General features: G+C 57.5%; 15 protein-coding genes. 11 read left to right on the plus strand and 4 right to left on the minus strand.

Annotated features, from left to right (window positions below; genetic code table 11):
* Positions 1 to 11: 11 nt before the first annotated feature.
* From tehB to LKR43_RS01565, 3 genes are all read left to right on the plus strand, one after another.
* Positions 12 to 578 (plus strand): tellurite resistance methyltransferase TehB, encoded by a 567-nt coding sequence (gene tehB / locus LKR43_RS01555; RefSeq protein ID WP_227682083.1) that lies wholly within the window; start codon positions 12 to 14, stop codon positions 576 to 578.
* Between the two features lie 147 nt (positions 579 to 725).
* Positions 726 to 2,714 (plus strand): TonB-dependent siderophore receptor, encoded by a 1,989-nt coding sequence (locus LKR43_RS01560; protein ID WP_227682084.1) that lies wholly within the window; start codon positions 726 to 728, stop codon positions 2,712 to 2,714.
* A gap of 23 nt (positions 2,715 to 2,737) precedes the next feature.
* Entirely contained in the window at positions 2,738 to 3,943 is a 1,206-nt protein-coding gene (locus tag LKR43_RS01565; RefSeq protein WP_227682085.1) for a YncE family protein, read from the plus strand.
* Between the two features lie 2 nt (positions 3,944 to 3,945).
* On the opposite strand, the gene mnmH is transcribed toward LKR43_RS01565, so the two are convergent.
* The 3 genes from mnmH to trxB all read right to left on the minus strand — a co-directional run bounded on the left by mnmH (position 3,946) and on the right by trxB (position 7,008).
* Entirely contained in the window at positions 3,946 to 5,082 is a 1,137-nt protein-coding gene (gene mnmH / locus LKR43_RS01570) for a tRNA 2-selenouridine(34) synthase MnmH (RefSeq protein WP_370632045.1), read from the minus strand.
* A 245-nt stretch (positions 5,083 to 5,327) separates the two neighbouring features.
* Positions 5,328 to 6,062, minus strand: coding sequence for a Smr/MutS family protein (locus LKR43_RS01575; protein WP_227682087.1), 735 nt, complete (start codon positions 6,060 to 6,062; stop codon positions 5,328 to 5,330).
* Positions 6,049 to 7,008: a thioredoxin-disulfide reductase gene (trxB, locus tag LKR43_RS01580; RefSeq protein WP_227682088.1), complete on the minus strand. Its 960-nt coding sequence runs from the start codon at positions 7,006 to 7,008 to the stop codon at positions 6,049 to 6,051. The genes LKR43_RS01575 and trxB overlap by 14 nt, the downstream gene beginning before the upstream one ends.
* Positions 7,009 to 7,052: 44 nt before the next feature.
* On the opposite strand from trxB, the gene LKR43_RS01585 reads away from it, so the two are divergent.
* The 5 genes from LKR43_RS01585 to LKR43_RS01605 are packed head-to-tail and all read left to right on the plus strand — an operon-like array spanning position 7,053 to position 13,582.
* On the plus strand, positions 7,053 to 9,404 hold the full coding sequence (locus LKR43_RS01585; protein ID WP_227682089.1) for a DNA translocase FtsK: 2,352 nt from the start codon (positions 7,053 to 7,055) through the stop codon (positions 9,402 to 9,404).
* Positions 9,394 to 10,023, plus strand: coding sequence for an outer membrane lipoprotein chaperone LolA (gene lolA, locus LKR43_RS01590; RefSeq protein ID WP_227682090.1), 630 nt, complete (start codon positions 9,394 to 9,396; stop codon positions 10,021 to 10,023). Before LKR43_RS01585 ends, lolA begins: the two co-directional genes overlap by 11 nt.
* Positions 10,024 to 10,029: 6 nt before the next feature.
* Positions 10,030 to 11,358, plus strand: a complete 1,329-nt coding sequence (locus tag LKR43_RS01595) for a replication-associated recombination protein A (protein WP_227682091.1) — start codon at positions 10,030 to 10,032, stop codon at positions 11,356 to 11,358.
* A gap of 32 nt (positions 11,359 to 11,390) precedes the next feature.
* Positions 11,391 to 12,746 (plus strand): serine--tRNA ligase, encoded by a 1,356-nt coding sequence (gene serS, locus LKR43_RS01600; protein WP_227682092.1) that lies wholly within the window; start codon positions 11,391 to 11,393, stop codon positions 12,744 to 12,746.
* Between the two features lie 47 nt (positions 12,747 to 12,793).
* A complete protein-coding gene (locus LKR43_RS01605) occupies positions 12,794 to 13,582 on the plus strand; it encodes an SDR family NAD(P)-dependent oxidoreductase (RefSeq protein WP_227682093.1) in 789 nt (262 codons plus the stop codon).
* A gap of 32 nt (positions 13,583 to 13,614) precedes the next feature.
* Here the strand turns inward: LKR43_RS01605 and LKR43_RS01610 are convergent, their stop codons facing one another.
* Positions 13,615 to 14,319, minus strand: a complete 705-nt coding sequence (locus LKR43_RS01610; protein ID WP_227682094.1) for a GntR family transcriptional regulator — start codon at positions 14,317 to 14,319, stop codon at positions 13,615 to 13,617.
* A gap of 196 nt (positions 14,320 to 14,515) precedes the next feature.
* Between LKR43_RS01610 and LKR43_RS01615 the strand changes: the two genes are divergently transcribed.
* The 3 genes from LKR43_RS01615 (at position 14,516) to LKR43_RS01625 (ending at position 17,578) form a co-directional block, all read left to right on the plus strand.
* The gene (locus tag LKR43_RS01615) at positions 14,516 to 15,565 is read left to right on the plus strand and encodes a ketopantoate reductase family protein (protein WP_227682095.1); all 1,050 of its coding nucleotides are present in this window, start codon (positions 14,516 to 14,518) and stop codon (positions 15,563 to 15,565) included.
* A gap of 10 nt (positions 15,566 to 15,575) precedes the next feature.
* Positions 15,576 to 16,520: a 3-keto-5-aminohexanoate cleavage protein gene (locus LKR43_RS01620; protein WP_227682096.1), complete on the plus strand. Its 945-nt coding sequence runs from the start codon at positions 15,576 to 15,578 to the stop codon at positions 16,518 to 16,520.
* Between the two features lie 110 nt (positions 16,521 to 16,630).
* Complete coding sequence (locus LKR43_RS01625) at positions 16,631 to 17,578, plus strand: branched-chain amino acid ABC transporter permease (RefSeq protein ID WP_227682097.1); 948 nt, start codon at positions 16,631 to 16,633, stop codon at positions 17,576 to 17,578.
* The last annotated feature ends 2 nt before the right edge of the window (positions 17,579 to 17,580 follow it).

Consider the following 17,580-nt stretch of genomic DNA (forward strand, 5'->3'; position numbering starts at 1 on the left):
AAGGAATACAAGTGTCTGCAGATTTGAATCAAAAATATGGATTGAACCCGGCGCACAGCGAAGTGGTTGCCGCCTGTGAAGTGGTTAGCCCAGGCAAAGCCCTGGATATGGGATGCTCCAACGGGCGCAATGCGCTCTATCTTGCTCAGCGTGGTTTTGACGTTACCGCTGTCGACGTCAACCCGGCTGCGCTCGGGCAGCTGCAATCCATCGTCAGCCAGGAAGGTATCGCTACCGTTGCGCCCCAGGTTTATGACATCAGTCACGCAAACCTGGATGCCGACTACGATTTCATTGCATGCACGGTCACGCTCATGTTCATTCACCCGTCAAGGGTCGATGCCGTGCTGGCCGACATGCAGCAGCGCACCCGGGCGGGGGGCTATAACCTGATCGTTTGCGCCATGGATAGCCCCGACTATCCTTGCCCCATGAATTTTCCCTTTACCTTTCAGCCAGGCCTACTGAGTGCAGCCTACCAGGGTTGGGAACTGGTCAAGTACAACGAAGACGTCGGCACCATGCATAACGGGGCGCGGCTGCGGTTTGCCACAATGCTGGCGCGCAAGCCGGCGTAGAACTCGTTCGGCGCTGGCTCGCTTTCGAGGGAATTTCACCCGGGCAGATCGCCCGGAAGGGCGGTAAGTTGGCAACCCATAAATAATAATAAGAACGAATATCATTATGATGTATACTGCGAGCTTTCTTAAACTTCTCCAGTATCTATGCTGGAGTCACGCACGGAGCAGCAGTTGTCAGCCCCCCATTCCTTTTCTCGCGCAAGCCGTAGCCATGCCGCTGTCGGGTCGTCCTATTCGCTGAAAGCCATTCCGGCAGCCGCCTTGCTGATGCTGGCAGGTGTGGCCCAGGCCGATCCGCACTCTGCCGCAACAGAGCTGGACACCATTACCGTGACAGCAACCATGTCGCCGCATCAGACCCGCACGGCACCGGCATCGGTCACCATCGTGCCGCGCGAAGAACTTGAGATCCGTAATGCCAACAACGTTCTGGAAGCCGTGCGCGGACAGCCGGGGGTCACGATGACGGGGCAGGGTACGGCCGGGCGCAAGACGATTACTTTGCGCGGGATGGACGGCCGTCATGTTCTGACCATGGTCAATGGACGACGCATCGCGGCCAGTGACGATATCGTCGGCCACTCCGACTATCAGTACAACTGGACGCCGATGTCGTCGATCGAACGGATCGAGATTATCCGGGGGCCGATGTCCACGCTGTACGGTTCCGAGGCGCTGGGGGGCGTGGTCAATGTGATCACTCGCAGGCCCACGGACAAGTGGGAAGGCGAGCTGAGCCTGGGCGGTGCCACCCTGGCCAACAGTGCGGGCGGTGATCAAACGAATGCAGCCGTTTATCTGGGCGGTCCGGTAGGCGAGAAGCTGACGCTGCGTCTGACCGGTCAAACGGCCTATAACCAGTCCATTGCTTCTGAAAGCGATCCGGCTGTTTCCGGGATCGAGGGCAGCAAGATCAATATGGGAAGCATAGGTGCGACGATAGACCTGACCGCCAATCAGACCCTGGATCTGGACTACACAGGTGGGCTGGAGCGCCGCTTTTTCGATGCATCCTCTCGTGGCAAATACTATGAGAATCACTATGACATCCGTCGCGATCAGGGCAGCGTCGCCTGGAACGGTGATTTTGAAAAATGGAATGGCCAAATGCGGGCCTATCGCAGCGAAATCGATATCACCAACTATCGGACCAACGGCCAGTCGCCATCCGAACCGCAGAACATGAAGGAAGAAGTGGTCGACGGCTACGCCAGCACGACGTTCGGGCGCCATCGCCTGACCGGTGGCGGTGAGTTGCGTCGTGAAGAACTTACGCACGCCGAACTGGCGGGTGGCGACGACTCAGCACGCCATAACGCATTGTTTCTGCAGGATGAGATCGAGCTCGGTCACGGCCTGACGTTTACGGTGGGTGCTCGCTATGACGATCACGAGATCTTCGGCAACGAGATCAGCCCGCGAGCCTACCTGGTCTGGGAAGCGTCCGATGATCTGGTCGTCAAAGGGGGCTACGGCCACGCATTCAAGGCACCGACACTCAAGCAGATTTCGCCAAATTACCGTTACGAGGGTTCCAGCTATGATGTTCTGGGCAACCCCGATTTGCGTCCCGAATCGCTGGATTCATTCGAGCTGGGCGCCGACTGGCAAGTCGGCGATGTGGCATTGACCGGCACGGTTTTCTACAGCAAGGTGCGTGACCTGATCGCCAGTACCAAGATCAGTCCTGCCGGCCAGCGCAGCGTATACCAATACCAGAACGTTGATCGCGCCCGCATCATGGGGCTCGAAGCCGGTGCGGTGTGGGATATTTCACCGTCCTTCGCCTGGAGCACCAGCCTGACGCTGCTCAAGACCGAGGATCAGGATACCGGGGAGCAGCTCGAGTATCGTCCGAAACTGTCCGCGGCGTCCGCTCTGGATTGGTTTGGCCCGGCAGGGTGGTCCGCGCGCGTTGGGCTTGAATACACCGGCAAGCAATATACCGCGTCGGGAGATCTGCCTGATTACATCCTGTGGAATGCCAGCCTGGCCAAGGACTTCGGCAAGCAGGTGACACTGCGCATAGGCCTGGACAACATCGGTGACGTGAACCTTGAAGACAAGTCACCGGATTTTCAATATGCCGAGCGCGGCCGCACCGTGTTTGCCAACCTGCAGATGCGCTTCTAATCAATTACCGGATTCCTCTCATCATGCTTCAACTTTTTCCTGATGTACTTCAGCGCGCAAGGCAGATATGCCGCCCGGCGCTTTACACCGCTTTGATGGCGCTGGCCCTGGTGCAGTCGCCTGTGCACGCCACCGCGCCGAAAGACAAACCGGCTGATTACGCCTTGCGGGTCAACTATCTGGACGATGCCCAGGAAGGCCTGTATGAAGTGCAGTACAACCATGATCATGACCTGGTCATGACGGCAGTGATCAATCGTGTCCGGGCCAAGGATGACCTGGGTGCTGTGTATGCCTTCGATGCCGACACGCTGGAAAAGCGCTGGCGCCTGCCGGTACCGCAACAGGCTTTTGCGCTTGCCCAGGACCGAGCCCATGACAAGTTGTTTGTAACGCACGGAAAGAACAATGCCATCCGCATCAGTCGCATCGATATCGCCACGGGCAAGCTTGAAGCCACCAGTGAGCGCCTGACCAGGCAGCCGTCGACTTTCAAAGGCTTTGAGAGTCTGCGGCATATGGTGTTCGTGCCGGCCACCAATGAATTGTTCGTTGGCTACAGTGCCACGCGCCAATCCGGTGAAGAAGGTGAGCGTGACTATAAGCTGCTGGTCGTGAATGCGGATTCGCTGACGCTGCAGGGCGAAGTAGAAGGCGCTTTTCCCGGCACGGGATACGGGCTGATCTACGATGAAGAAAAGAATCTCATCTATACATCGGGCACCTACGTCAATGTCATCGATCCGGCCACGCGCAGCATAAGCCGATCGCTGAAGCTGGAAGGCGCCGATCCCAAGCCGGGGAATATCCTGAGTCTTGCCGTCGATAACACGCATGGCCGTATTTTCGCGGCGCAGAATATCTTCCGTTCCGAGGGCGACGACGATGGCGTTTACGTGTTTGACCTGGAAAGCGGCAAACAATTGGGTTTCGTACAAACTGGAATCGGAAGTATCAGCGTGACTTACAACCCTGAGCTGAACGAGGCCTATGTCAGCAACTTCCGTGTTGGCACGATCAGCGTCATTGATGGGCAGTCGTATGAAGTAAAACGTACGTTCAATGTGGGCGGCTTGCCCAACGAAATGGCCCTGGATGTTGCTGAACGCCGCTTGTATGTTGGGCTAAAAGACGTATACAGCGCCCGGTCTTCCACCGGAGATTTTCTGGCGGGCTCCAAAGAGCGGCTTCTGAAAATAGATCTTCCCGCACAACGCACGCAGAATTAAGCTCAACTGAGCGCGTGATGCGACGCGCCGAACCCTGATTGTGGCCCGGCACAAGTGCCAAGGTACTCCAGCACCGCCCGCTGATCGCCGCTGAATATCGTTCGTTCCCTGCTGCTTTTGCGCTGGTGCTCGTACATGGGATCGTAGTATTCGGAAAGCAGGGCTTCAATCCAGCCCACATGGGCCTGTACGCAGCCATTGCGCTTTTGCTGGTCCAGCGCCTGGTCCATGATGGCGGCCAGGCGCTGGTACCGCTCCATGCCCAGGCGCCTGGCGATATTTTTCAGGCTCTGTCGCAGCTGAGCGGCAAAGCGGGCGCTGCCCTGCTCATGCCCATCTACGGCAATGAATTCGGCGCACAGGTCGACCACATAGTCCTGCAGAATGCGTGCGGCGCGGTTGGCCAGGCTGTCGTGCAGCCATACCATTGGCGACTGTGACATGGTTTGCCGCAGTTCCAGAGGCAGGGCGCAGTGGCCTATCATGCGGCCTTCATCTTCCAGGATGAAAGTCTCATAACCCAGATCCCGCTTCTTCAGGAAATCAATGGCCAGTGTGTTCTCGAAGTTGATCTGTGTGGGCTGAGGAGTGGGATGCTTGCCGAAGCTTGAACCGCGATGGTGGGCGTGGCCTTCCAGATCGACGGCATTATCCAGCTGTCCAAGCAGGTCGGTCTTGCCGCAGCCGGTCAGGCCGCCGAGCACGATAAAGCGGGAGTCTGCCACGGCCGCCATGCGTGTTTCGATCAGGAAAGTGCGCATCGCCTTGTAGCCGCCCGGGACTAGCGGGTAGTGCAGGCCGGCTTCGTCCTTCAGCCATTGCTGGACTGTTTGAGAACGCAGGCCGCCGCGAAAGCAATACATATAGCCTTCGGGGTGTTTGCGGATAAAAGCTTCCCAGGCGGCAATGCGATCAGCCTTGACGCTACCCGACACGAGCTGCTGCCCCAGTGCGATTGCTGCCTGCTGGCCCTTTTGCTTAAAGCGAATGCCGACCAGATGCCGCTCTTCATCATTCATCAGGGGCAGGTTGCAAGCGCCCGGGAAGGCACCTTTATTGAATTCGACTGGCGCACGTACGTCGAGCAATGGCAGGTTGCCCAAAAAGATGGCTTCGTACTGATCGCGAGTGATGTGCATCAAATTTTCAATGGGTTGAAACAGCTTTAATGGGTTAAAACAGCCTGAACCTAGTGCATTCCCTAAGTGTTATATGAGTGATTATGGTGCACAATTCCGTTCATGCAGGTGAGGAGACAAGCCCTGCATGGGCAAAGCCGATAAATCGGTAATAAAAAAGTAGCAGGTCCCATAAAAAATAAAAACGCACAAAAGCCGACGACAAAATCGTCGGCTTTTGTCATTTCCAGGTTCGCCCATAATAATCACGATTCGTCGTGATTTCCAGAGGGCAGTTGCAGAAGAACCTGAACGGCGCCTGCTCCGCCGTCCTGTTCACTGCATTCGGCATAGGCCATTACAGCGTCTATCTGGCTCAGCCATCGCCTGGTGGTCTGACGCAGAACGGGCTCGCCATCTTTGGAACCATAGCCTTTGCCATGTACGACGCGCACGCACTTTATCTGATGGCTGATGCAGGTTTGCAGGAACCTGTCCAGCCGCGCACGGGCCTGTTCCAGTGTGCTGCCATGCAAATCCAGGCTGGCACCTATCGACCACTTTCCGCGTTTCAGGCCTTTGATCAGGTCTGGGCCGTATCCCCGGGCCAGATAAAAGGAATCGTCTGCGTCCATCCTGGCCGGGCTGTAGTGATCTGATGCTTGGGGCAGGGGGACCGGAGCGTTGCCTGCGGCATGCTCGCGCCGCTGGCGCAACAAATCACGTCCGGCAACAGGAGGCAGGGCCAGTGCGAGACGGTGACTATCCTTGATGGGCGTGACCGTTTTCATGGTGCGTCGAAAGAGCTGGATGTCTTCGCCGCTAAGTACGGGGGCTTCGGCTTTGGCTGCGCTGTGTGATGGCGAGGCAGCAGCGGCCGCTGCTGCCCGTTTGGCGGCAGCTTCTTTGGTTGCTTTTTTGCCGGCTTCTTTGCTCAGGCGCTTCAGGTCGGCCAAGCCGTGGGCTTGCCGGCCCGGGCGCCCGGGCTTATTCGCCGGCATTCTCCAGCCAGCGCTGTGCGTCGAGGGCAGCCATGCAGCCGGTGCCGGCGCTGGTGATGGCCTGACGGTATACGTGATCCTGTACATCGCCTGCTGCGAATACGCCGGGTACTGATGTCATGGTAGCCAGGCCGTTCAGACCGCTTTTGGTCACGATGTAGCCGTTTTCCATGGTGAGCTGGCCTTCGAAGATAGCAGTGTTGGGCTTGTGGCCGATCGCGATGAACACGCCCGTGACGGGCAGGTCTTCAGTGGTGTTCGTTTGATTGTTGCGCAAACGGGCACCGGTTACACCCGACTGGTCGCCCAGTACTTCTTCAAGCTCGTAAAAGAGCTTGAGCTTCATGTTGCCATTGGCCACCTTGTCCATCAGTTTGTCGGTCAGGATGGGCTCGGAGCGAAACTTGTCGCGGCGATGAACCAGGGTGACGGTACGGCAGATATTGGACAGATACAGGGCTTCCTCGACTGCTGTGTTGCCGCCGCCAACCACAATAACGTCTTGATTCTTATAGAAGAAACCGTCGCATGTGGCACAGCCTGAAACACCTTTTCCCATGAAATCCTGCTCGGAAGGCAAGCCCAGGTACTGTGCCGATGCGCCTGTGGCAATAATAAGCGCATCGCAAGTGTACTGAGCGCCCGTGTCGCCGGTCAGGGTGAAAGGGCGCCTGGACAAGTCTACGCTGGCGATATGGTCGAAGATCATTTCTGTATTGAAACGCTCGGCATGCGCCTGGAACCGCTGCATCAGGTCGGGCCCCTGGACGCCGTCGGCGTCTGCCGGCCAGTTGTCTACGTCGGTCGTGGTCATTAATTGACCACCTTGTTCCAGCCCGGTCACCAGCACAGGGTTCAGGTTGGCACGGGCCGCATAGACGGCGGCGCTGTATCCCGCCGGGCCGGAACCCAGAATCAGTACTTTGGCGTGTTTTGGAGTCGTCATTACAGAAAATCCGAAAATAGTGAACAGCCAATTATAATGAGTCCATGGCTAGATTACCTGCAACATCCCCTCGCTCTTCGCGCAACGTGCGTAACGGGCCTTCTCCCTTGCAGTCACGACTGTCGGGTTTGTTCCGTGAGGCACGCTGGATAGTGTTCGCCGCCCTGGCTGCATGGCTGGGTCTGGTGCTTGCCACCTGGAGCCCGGCAGATCCTGCCTGGTCGCATTCGGTGCACGCCACGACTACGCTGAATCGCGGCGGTACGCTGGGGGCATACATTTCTGATTTCCTGCTGTTTCTGTTCGGATACTCCGCCTGGCTCTGGGTGGTGTTGTTGGCCCAGCGCGTGGTTTTGGGCTTCTACCGACTGACGCACATCCTTCTGCCCAGCAAGGAAGATCCCTTGCCCCGGTTGCACTGGGAGGTCGCCATAGGGTTCTTCCTGCTGTTCATCGGAGTCATGGGTACCGAAGCGCTGCAAATGAAACAGCTGGGCGAGCACCTGCCGGCAGGCGCCGGAGGCCAATTAGGTCAATTGCTGGCCGGCGGCATGGCCATGGCCATGGGCAAAACAGGTTGCACCCTTTTGCTGCTCGTTTTTGTTGCGGTAGGCGCGAGCCTGTTCTTCGGGTTCTCCTGGTTGCACGTGTCCGAGCGGGTCGGGCTGGCCATCGAAAAAACCTTAAAGCGGCTTATCGACCTGAAAGCCGCCCGCGATGACCGCAAGGTTGGCCAGGCCAAGAAGGCCGAGCGCGACGAGACCGTGGTAGCCAAGCAGGAAAAGCTGGTGCACGAGCAACCGGTGCGCATTGAACCGGCCATTACTACCGTGCCCAAATCGGTAAGGGTAGAAAAAGAGAAGCAGAAAACGCTGTTTGCTGCCCCGCTGGAGTCTGGCTCAGCTGATCTGCCCGCAGTCAGCCTGCTTGACATGCCAATCGACAATCCCGAAACGGTTTCACCGGAAACCATTGAATATACCTCGCGCCTGATCGAGAAAAAGCTGTCGGATTTTGGCGTGAATGTGGTCGTAGTGGCGGCACAGGCCGGCCCTGTGATCACCCGTTACGAGATCGAGCCCGCCACAGGCGTGAAGGGTAGCCAGATCGTGAATCTGGCCAAAGACCTGGCCCGTGCGCTCAGTCTGGTCAGCATACGTGTGGTTGAAACCATACCAGGCAAGAATCTGATGGGTCTGGAATTGCCCAATCCCAAGCGTCAGATGGTCAAGCTGTCGGAAATTATCGGTTCGCAAACCTATCATGCCAGCAGTTCCGTGCTGACCATGGCGCTGGGCAAGGATATTGCGGGCAATCCGGTAGTCGCCGATCTGGCCAAGATGCCGCACTTGCTGGTGGCCGGTACCACGGGGTCGGGCAAGTCCGTGGGTATCAATGCCATGATCCTGTCGCTGCTGTACAAGGCCGATGCCAGCCAGGTCCGCCTTATCCTCATCGACCCCAAGATGCTGGAAATGAGCGTCTATGAAGGCATACCGCATCTGCTTGCGCCGGTGGTCACCGACATGCGTCACGCCGCCAACGCCCTGAACTGGTGTGTTGGCGAAATGGAAAAGCGTTATCGCCTCATGAGCAAAATGGGGGTGCGCAATCTGGCTGGCTATAACAACAAGATACGCGAGGCCATCAGGCGCGAAGAGCCCATACCCAATCCCTTTTCGCTTACACCTGATGCGCCCGAACCTTTGGCGCCATTGCCCATGATAGTGGTGGTCATCGACGAACTTGCCGACCTGATGATGGTGGTAGGCAAGAAAATCGAAGAGCTGATCGCACGTCTGGCACAAAAGGCCCGCGCCGCCGGCATACACCTGATCCTGGCCACTCAACGCCCCAGTGTCGATGTGATCACCGGCCTGATCAAGGCCAATATCCCCACGCGTATTGCGTTCCAGGTCTCATCGAAAATTGACTCACGCACGATACTTGACCAGATGGGTGCTGAAACCCTGCTGGGTCAGGGTGACATGTTGTATATGCCGCCAGGTACGGGTCTGCCGGTTCGTGTGCATGGCGCTTTTGTGCACGACGACGAGGTCCACCGTGTGGTCGAGTCGCTGAAGGAGCAAGGCGAACCCAACTATGTCGATGGTTTGCTGGAAGGTGCTCTGGAGGGTGAAACCGGCGACGGAGTGGGCAGTGTCACGGGCTTCGCCGATGCCGAGTCCGATCCGTTGTACGATCAGGCGGTCGAAGTTATTCTAAAGAATCGACGCGCGTCCATTTCGTCGGTACAGCGCCATCTGCGTATCGGCTACAACCGTGCGGCGCGTCTGTTGGAACAAATGGAACAAGCAGGGCTGGTGTCCGCCATGCAATCGAATGGCAATCGTGAGATCCTGGCGCCTGCGGGGGGTAGTTCAAATGAAGATTAAATCCGGTTTCAAGCAATTGGCGGCAACGCTGCTGCTGGCGCTAGGCCCTGTGGTGGCCTGGGCCTCGCAGGCACCCGAACAACTCGAGCATTTCATTTCTACCGTTAAGGCAGCTACCGGCGAGTTCACCCAGCAGCGGCTGGATCAGCAGGGCAGGCCGGCCCAGTCAGGGCAGTTCTCATTCAAGCGGCCAGGGCAGTTTAAATGGGCAGTCAAAAAACCCTACGAACAATTGATCATTTCAGATGGCAAACAGGTCTATCAATATGATCCCGACCTTGCCCAGGTCACCGAGCGCGGTGTCGATCAGTCCATAGGTGCGTCTCCCGCCGCCATACTGTTTGGTTCAGGCTCGCTGGAAGAAACCTTCACTGTTTCCAGTCTGCCGTCCAAAGACGGCTATGATTGGTTGCGTGCCTTGCCCAGGGCAGGCTCTGCCGGCTTCACCCATGTTGATATCGGCTTCAAGAATGCCATGCCGGCCCGGCTTGAGTTGCTGGATTCCTTCGGCCAGATCACGCGCATAGATTTAAGCAATATAGTTTCCAATCCCGATCTGCCTGCCGACGAATTCACCTTCACGCCGCCGGCCGACGTTGATGTCGTGAAAATGCAGTAGGTCTTGATGGCAACATCCGATCTGTTTTCCAACACATCTGCCACGCACGAGCATGCGCCACTGGCCGAGCGCATGCGGCCCAGAACGCTGGCTGACGTGGTGGGGCAGACTCATTTGCTGGGGCCAGGCAAGCCTTTGAAGGTGGCCTTCGACTCAGGGCGACCGCATTCCATGATTTTCTGGGGGCCGCCGGGCGTGGGCAAGACTACGCTTGCCCGCCTGATGGCCGACGGTTTCGATGCGCAGTTCCTGGCAATTTCAGCGGTGCTCGGCGGTGTCAAGGATATACGCGAGGCCGTTGTGTCGGCCCAGCTTGCGCAAGGGCAGGGGCGGCGCACCATACTGTTTGTCGATGAGGTACACCGCTTCAACAAGGCGCAGCAGGATGCTTTTCTGCCTTACGTCGAAAGCGGCCTGTTTACCTTTATTGGCGCCACCACTGAAAACCCGTCGTTTGAAGTCAATTCGGCCTTGTTGTCGCGCGCGCGCGTGTATGTGCTGCAGTCCTTGACGCTGGAAGAGCTGCTGCAACTGATAGAGCGAGCCATAGTTATCCTGAATCAGGATGACGAGCCGCTGGACTTTGATCCGGCCGCCTGCGAGAAGCTTGTCCGTTGGGCAGACGGCGATGCCCGCAGGGTGATCAATGCCATCGAAGTCGTGGCCGAATCGGCGCGCGGAGCAGGGCGTACGCTGGTCGACAGTGAATGGCTGGAAACGTCGCTGTCACAGGATTTGCGTCGTTTCGACAAGGGCGGCGATGCCTTTTATGACCAGATCAGCGCTTTGCACAAGGCGGTTCGTGGCTCGGATCCCGATGCGGCGCTGTACTGGTTTGCTCGCATGCTCGATGGCGGTGCCGATCCCAGGTATCTGTCGCGTCGCATCGTGCGCATGGCCATCGAGGACATAGGTCTGGCCGATCCACGGGCCACGGAACTTGCCTTGAATGGCGCCGATATCTACGAGCGACTGGGTTCGCCGGAAGGCGAGCTGGCACTGGCCCAGGCAGTGGTCTACCTGTCGTGCGCCGCCAAATCCAATGCGGTCTACAACGCGTACAAACAAGCCCGGCGTTTTGCAGAAGAGCATGGCAGTGCGCCCGTACCCATCCATTTGCGCAATGCGCCGACCAAGCTCATGAAAGAGCTGGGCCACGGGCGCGCATACCGTTATGCGCATGACGAACCACATGGTTACGCGGCGGGCGAGCAATATTTTCCCGATGGCCTGAAAGCCCGCTTTTACCAGCCCAGCGATCGTGGACTAGAGGGTAAAATCTCCGAGAAGCTTGCTTTCCTGCGAGAGCTCGACAAGCAACACCGCAAAGGCTGATAGCCTGTTCAATTCCTATTTTTTGGTTATTTATGCTAGATCCCAATCAGTTACGTAAAGATCTGCCTGCTGTCGTCAAGGCACTCGAGGTACGCGGTATCACTTTCGATGCCGAGCGGTTCAATCAGCTCGAGGCCCGGCGCAAATCGGTACAGGTTGAAACCGAGGCCTTGCAGGCGCGCCGCAATGCCGTGTCCAAGGCAATCGGCCAACTGAAATCCAGGGGTGAAGACGCCAGCGCGGAAATGGCCGAGTCCCAGCAGATACCGGCCCGCCTGAAAGAACTGGAAAATGACCTTGCCCAGGTGCAGGGCGAGCTGAACGGCTGGCTCATGACCATCCCCAATCTGCCGCATGCAAGCGTACCGGCCGGTAAAGACAGCGACGACAACATTGAAGTGCGTCGCTGGATCCCGCCCGGCGTCGCAACCGATGCCGATGGCAACCCGCAGCCTCTGGCCTTCGAGGCCAAAGATCACGTAACGCTGGGCGAGCCGCTGGGGCTGGATTTTGACACCGCGCGTAAATTGTCGGGTGCGCGATTCATGATGTTGCGTGGCCCCATTGCACGCCTGCACCGCGCGCTGGCGCAGTTCATGCTCGATCTGCAAACCACCAAACACGGCTACCAGGAATGCTACACCCCGTATATCGTCAATAGTTCGACGCTGTTTGGTACCGGTCAGCTTCCCAAGTTCAAGGACGACATGTTCTGGGTCACCAAGGGCGGTCAAGACGACGAGTCTGCGGCAGAACAGGACGATGACGCCGCCCAGGAAGACCTTTATCTGATTTCCACCTCGGAAATCACACTGGCCGGTTCCGTGCGGGACACGATCGTTGCCCACGACGAATTGCCTTTGAAAATGACGGCGCATACACCATGCTTTCGCTCCGAGGCAGGCAGCGGCGGGCGTGATACGCGCGGCATGATACGTCAGCACCAGTTCGACAAGGTCGAGATGGTGCAGATTGTTCATCCGGATCACTCCTACGATGCATTGGAAGAAATGGTCGGCCACGCCGAAGCCGTGCTGCAGCAACTGGGCGTTGCCTATCGCGTGGTCTTGCTGTGTGGCGGCGATATGGGTTTTGGCGCAGCCAAAACCTACGACCTGGAAGTCTGGCTGCCTGCTCAAAACACCTGGCGCGAAATTTCCTCGGTGTCCAACTGCGAAGCCTTCCAGGCCCGCCGCATGCAGGCACGCTATCGTCCTGAAAAAGGCAAGCCGGAATACCTGCATACCCTCAACGGTTCGGGGCTGGCCGTTGGTCGCGCTCTGGTCGCCGTGCTGGAAAATCATCAGCAGGCCGATGGCAGCATAGTTGTTCCCGAAGCCTTGCGGCCTTATATGGGCGGTGTGGAACTCATGACCGTGCAGGGCTAAGTTTCTGCACGCAGCGGCAATCCAAAAGCAAAAAAGGGCACACAGGCATGGATCTGGAACTTGGCGGTAAGGTTGTACTGATAACCGGTGGCAGCAAAGGCATTGGTCTGGCATGCGCCCATGTTTTTGCCCGAGAGGGGGCAAAAGTAGTCATTGCTTCGCGCAGTAACGACAATCTTGCTGCTGCCAGAGCCGAACTCGAGCAGGCAGGCCATCAGGTCCACACTTATGCAGCGAATCTGAGCGATGCGCCGGCAGCACAGGAACTGGTTGATTCCGTGGAAGCGCAGGTTGGGCCGATTGCCGTGCTGGTCAATTCTGCCGGAGCGGCCAAACGCTATGCGCCGGCATCATTAACTGCGCAAGCCTGGCGCGATGCCATGGACGCCAAATACTTCCCGTATATCAACGCCATGGATGCCGTCATCCGGAAAATGGTGCCGCGTGGAAACGGGGCCATCGTCAATATTATCGGCGCGGGCGGCAAGATGGCCAGCGCCTTTCATTTGCCGGGCGGTTCGGCCAATGCCGCCCTCATGCTCGCATCGGCCGGCCTGGCCAACGCCTGGGGCAGCAAGGGTCTGCGCATCAATGCGATCAATCCGGGTGCCACGCTCACAGGCCGCGTTCAGGGTGCCCTGGAGGCCGAATCCGAACTTACCGGCAAGTCGACGGATGAAGTGCTTAAGTCACGCGAGCAAAGCATTCCGCTGGGCCGTCTGGCCAGGCCCGAGGAAGTGGCGGATGCAGCGTTGTACCTTGCCTCTGCTCGCGCCAGCTATGTTACTGGCGCGTTGTTGACCATGAATGGCGGCATACATCCGATAGGCGGCTGATCACCAGAGTCGGTGGCAAGCTGCCCACGCAGCTACGCGCTTTGTGACGGAGGGGCGAGAAAGGGCGAAGCGTGCTCGGCCGCTTCGTTCTCCATAATGATCTGGGCCGTCAGTTTCACGTGATCCGTCAGTAGCGCAACCGCACGCTCCGTGTCTCGCTTGATCGCGGCTTCCGCGATGTCATGGTGTTCGGAATCCAGGTGGGGGCGGTCAAGATGTATAGACAACACACGGTAGCGTTCCGAGTGGATGAACAGAAGCTCGCGGATACGCATCAGCCAGGGGCTGTCGCATGCCTCGACGAGGGTGGCGTGGAAACGTACGTGTGTATTGATCCATGCCGGATTGAACTCATTTTCAAGGTACACACGGGTGCGACTCAGTTCGTGCAGACTGGCCAGCACACGCCCTTCCCAGGCCAGGTCGCCGTTCTGGATCGACCGTAGCAGGCACTGCCCTTCAATCGCGACTCGACGCTCGGTGAGATCGAGCAGGTCGGCAAGCGACACTGACGCCACGCGAAAGCCCCGTTGCGGTTCAGTGACGACGAATCCGTCTGAGCTCAGGCGGGCCAGCGCTTCACGCACCGCGCTGAGGCTGACACCCCGGTCTTTGGCTATGGATGCAATGTTCAACTTGGTTGCGGGCTTCAGGCGATAAGTCAGTATGTCGTCACGTAGCGAAAGGTAAACACTTTCAGTCAGACTTTTACCCGTTTTGACAATTGTGTACCCCATTTTCTATTTCTCTTTCTACCGAGTTTAGCAAGGCTACCACGGCCAGGTTTGAGCGTGGCCCTTGACAAGTCATCATAAAAAATCGATTATTACTACAAAATCGATTTTAACACCTTGGCGTATAGAATTTCCGAAAAATATCGCGCTCAAGAATTCGACCTCAGGACGGCTGCCCACAAGGCAACAGGAGAACAAGATGAGAGCAGTGATTATTGGCGCCGGTTCACTGGGCACCATCATCGGCGCACTGATGACCCACGGCGGTCGTCAGGTTGACCTTGTCGATGCCAATGAAGAACACGTCGCGGTGTTGAACCGTGTGGGCGCGCGGATTACCGGAGAAATGGATCTGCTTGTTCCCGTGCACGCCCTGACACCCGCTCAAATGTCAGGGCAGTATGACCTGGTCTTTTTGCTGAACAAGCAGACCGCCAACGATGCGGTGCTGCGGCACCTGCTGCCTTTCCTGCATGACGACAGCATCGTGTGCACCCTGCAAAATGGTATTCCCGAACCGAGAGTCGCCACGTTCGTTTCCGCGCAACGAACCATTGGTGGGGCGGTTGGCTTCGGCGCCACCTGGATCGGGCCTGGGGTCTCGCAATTGACTACCCGGGAAGAAGCGGTCAGGAAGTTTGCCTTCGAGATAGGCGAGATCGATGGGGTGACACGTCCGCGGCTGGCCCAGGTGCAAGCCTACCTTTCTTGTGTGGGCACCACGCAGATATTGCCCGACCTGTTGGGAATACGCTGGTCGAAGGTATTGATGAACGCCACGTTCAGTGGCATGTCCGCCGCGCTGGGCTGCACCTTCGGGGAAGTGATGGACGACCCGCGCGCCTTGCGTTGCATCGCATTTCTGGCCGACGAGACAGTGCGTGCCGCACATGCCGCAGGACATCGCATGGCGCCGATGCAGGGTGAAGACTTCGAGCAGTTTCTCCTGGCACCGTCGACTGAAGCGGATGCCCAGACCCCGCTGATCGAGCGGATCTGGAGTCAACATCGACAACTGCGTGCCAGCATGCTCCAGGATCTGGAGAAGGGCCGTGATACCGAGATCAACTTCATCAACGGCGTTGTCCGTGATACGGGTCGGCAGTTTGCCGTAGCCACCCCTTTCAATGATCGCGTCATCGAGTTGGTTCTCGAGGCGCAGAGTCGGCGTCAGGTTCCCACATTCTCAAACATTACTCGTTTCGACGATCTACTCGCTTCCCGCTCCGGTCAAGCTCAACAAGTCTAGGAAATATGCAATGGCTGCAAACCTGTCATCCAAAGTCATCATCACTTGTGCCGTTACTGGCGCCGTCCATACACCGTCGATGTCTGAGCATCTTCCCCTGACTCCGGATCAAATTGTCCGGAATGCAGTGGACGCAGCGAACGCCGGCGCGGCCATCGTGCACCTGCATGCGCGGGATCCGAACGACGGGCGCCCCACTGCCGACCCCGCTATATTCGACATGATTGTCCCGCGTATCCGCGAACAGACGGATGTGGTCCTCAATATAACGAGCGGTGGCAGCACGCGCATGAGTCTGGAAGAAAGGCTGGCCTATCCGCTCAAGCTCAAGCCCGAAATGTGCTCGCTCAATATGGGCTCCATGAACTTCTCGATCCATCCGGCTGCGCAAAAAATCAAGGAATGGAAGCATGCCTGGGAGAAGCCCTATATCGAAGGGATGGAAGATCTTATTTTCCGCAATACGTTCAAGGATATAAAACATATCCTGAAGGTGCTTGGCGAAGACTGTGGAACCCGGTTCGAATTCGAATGCTACGACCTTGGGCATCTGTACAACCTGGCGTACTTCGTTGATGCCGGTCTGATCAAGGGGCCTTTGTTCATTCAGATGATCTTCGGCATTCTTGGTGGAATGGGACCCGACCCCGAGAACCTGACGCTGATGCGCACCACTGCCGATCGTCTCTTTGGCCGCGAGAACTATCAATTCTCAGTTCTTGGTGCAGGGCGCCACCAGATGCCGCTGATCACGATGGGCGCCATCATGGGCGGCCACGTGCGCGTGGGGCTTGAAGATAGCCTCTATCTGGAATCAGGCAAGCTGGCACGCTCATGTGCCGAGCAGGTTCAGAAGATCAGGCGCATCGTCGAAGAACTTTCACTGAAAACGGCGACACCCGACGAGGCTCGCACGACGCTTGGCCTGAAAGGCAGCGCCCACATCTCGCTCTAGGAGTTTCAAAAGGGGGCGCAAGCGTTGCAGCCCTGGTGGCCAGGCTGAACCGATGATCACGAATCAACGATAGCAAAAATAATATAAACAATGATGTGTTGGGGACATGAATGGAGTTTTTTCTAATTTCTCTTTTGAATAGCTTGAGCTATGGGCTGCTTCTGTTCATGCTCTCTTCGGGGCTGACGCTTATATTCAGCATGATGGGGGTTCTGAATTTCGCCCACGCCAGCTTTTATATGATGGGGGCCTACTTTGCCTACACCATCAGCGGCATGGCCGGGTATTGGGCTGCCTTCATCCTTGCGCCATTGTTGGTAGGGTTGGCGGGCGTCATTGTGGAGCGTTATGGCTTGCGTGCCGTGCATAAGCACGGTCACGTGGCCGAACTTTTATATACCTTCGGTCTCTCGTATCTCATACTCGAAGCGGTACAGTTGATATGGGGACGCTCCGCCGTGCCCTACGGAATCCCTGAGATCCTGCAAGGCTCTCTGTTCACCATCTACACCACTACGTTTCCCAAGTACCAGGCGTTCATGATGTTGATTGCAGTACTGACGCTACTGGCTTTGTATCTTGTTCTCACCCGCACCAGAATCGGCTTGATCATACAGGCCTCGCTTACACATCCGGAAATGGTTGAGTCACTGGGGCACAACGTACCCCGGGTCTTCATGCTTGTCTTTGGCGGTGGTTGCGCACTGGCGGGGCTGGCGGGCGTGATCGGCGGCAATTCCCTGGTCACCGAACCGAGCATGGCTGAAACATTGGGCACCATCATCTTTGTGGTGGTTGTGGCCGGTGGGATGGGTTCGCTGATGGGGGCGCTTCTGGCATCGCTGCTTATAGGTGTGATTCAGACTTTTTCCGTTGCCATCGAGATTTCGCCGCTGGATGTGCTGTCAGCCGCAGGGTTGAGCGTGGGCCCTGATGCATTCGGGCATTCGGTACTGGCGGTCAGCCTGTCGGATGTGGCGCCCATGCTGCCATATGCGCTGCTGGTGCTGATCTTGATATTCCGCCCGCGCGGACTACTGGGTAAACGGGAGAACTGAGC

The organism is Pusillimonas sp. MFBS29 (genome assembly GCF_020687695.1).
Taxonomy (GTDB): domain Bacteria; phylum Pseudomonadota; class Gammaproteobacteria; order Burkholderiales; family Burkholderiaceae_B; genus Pusillimonas_C.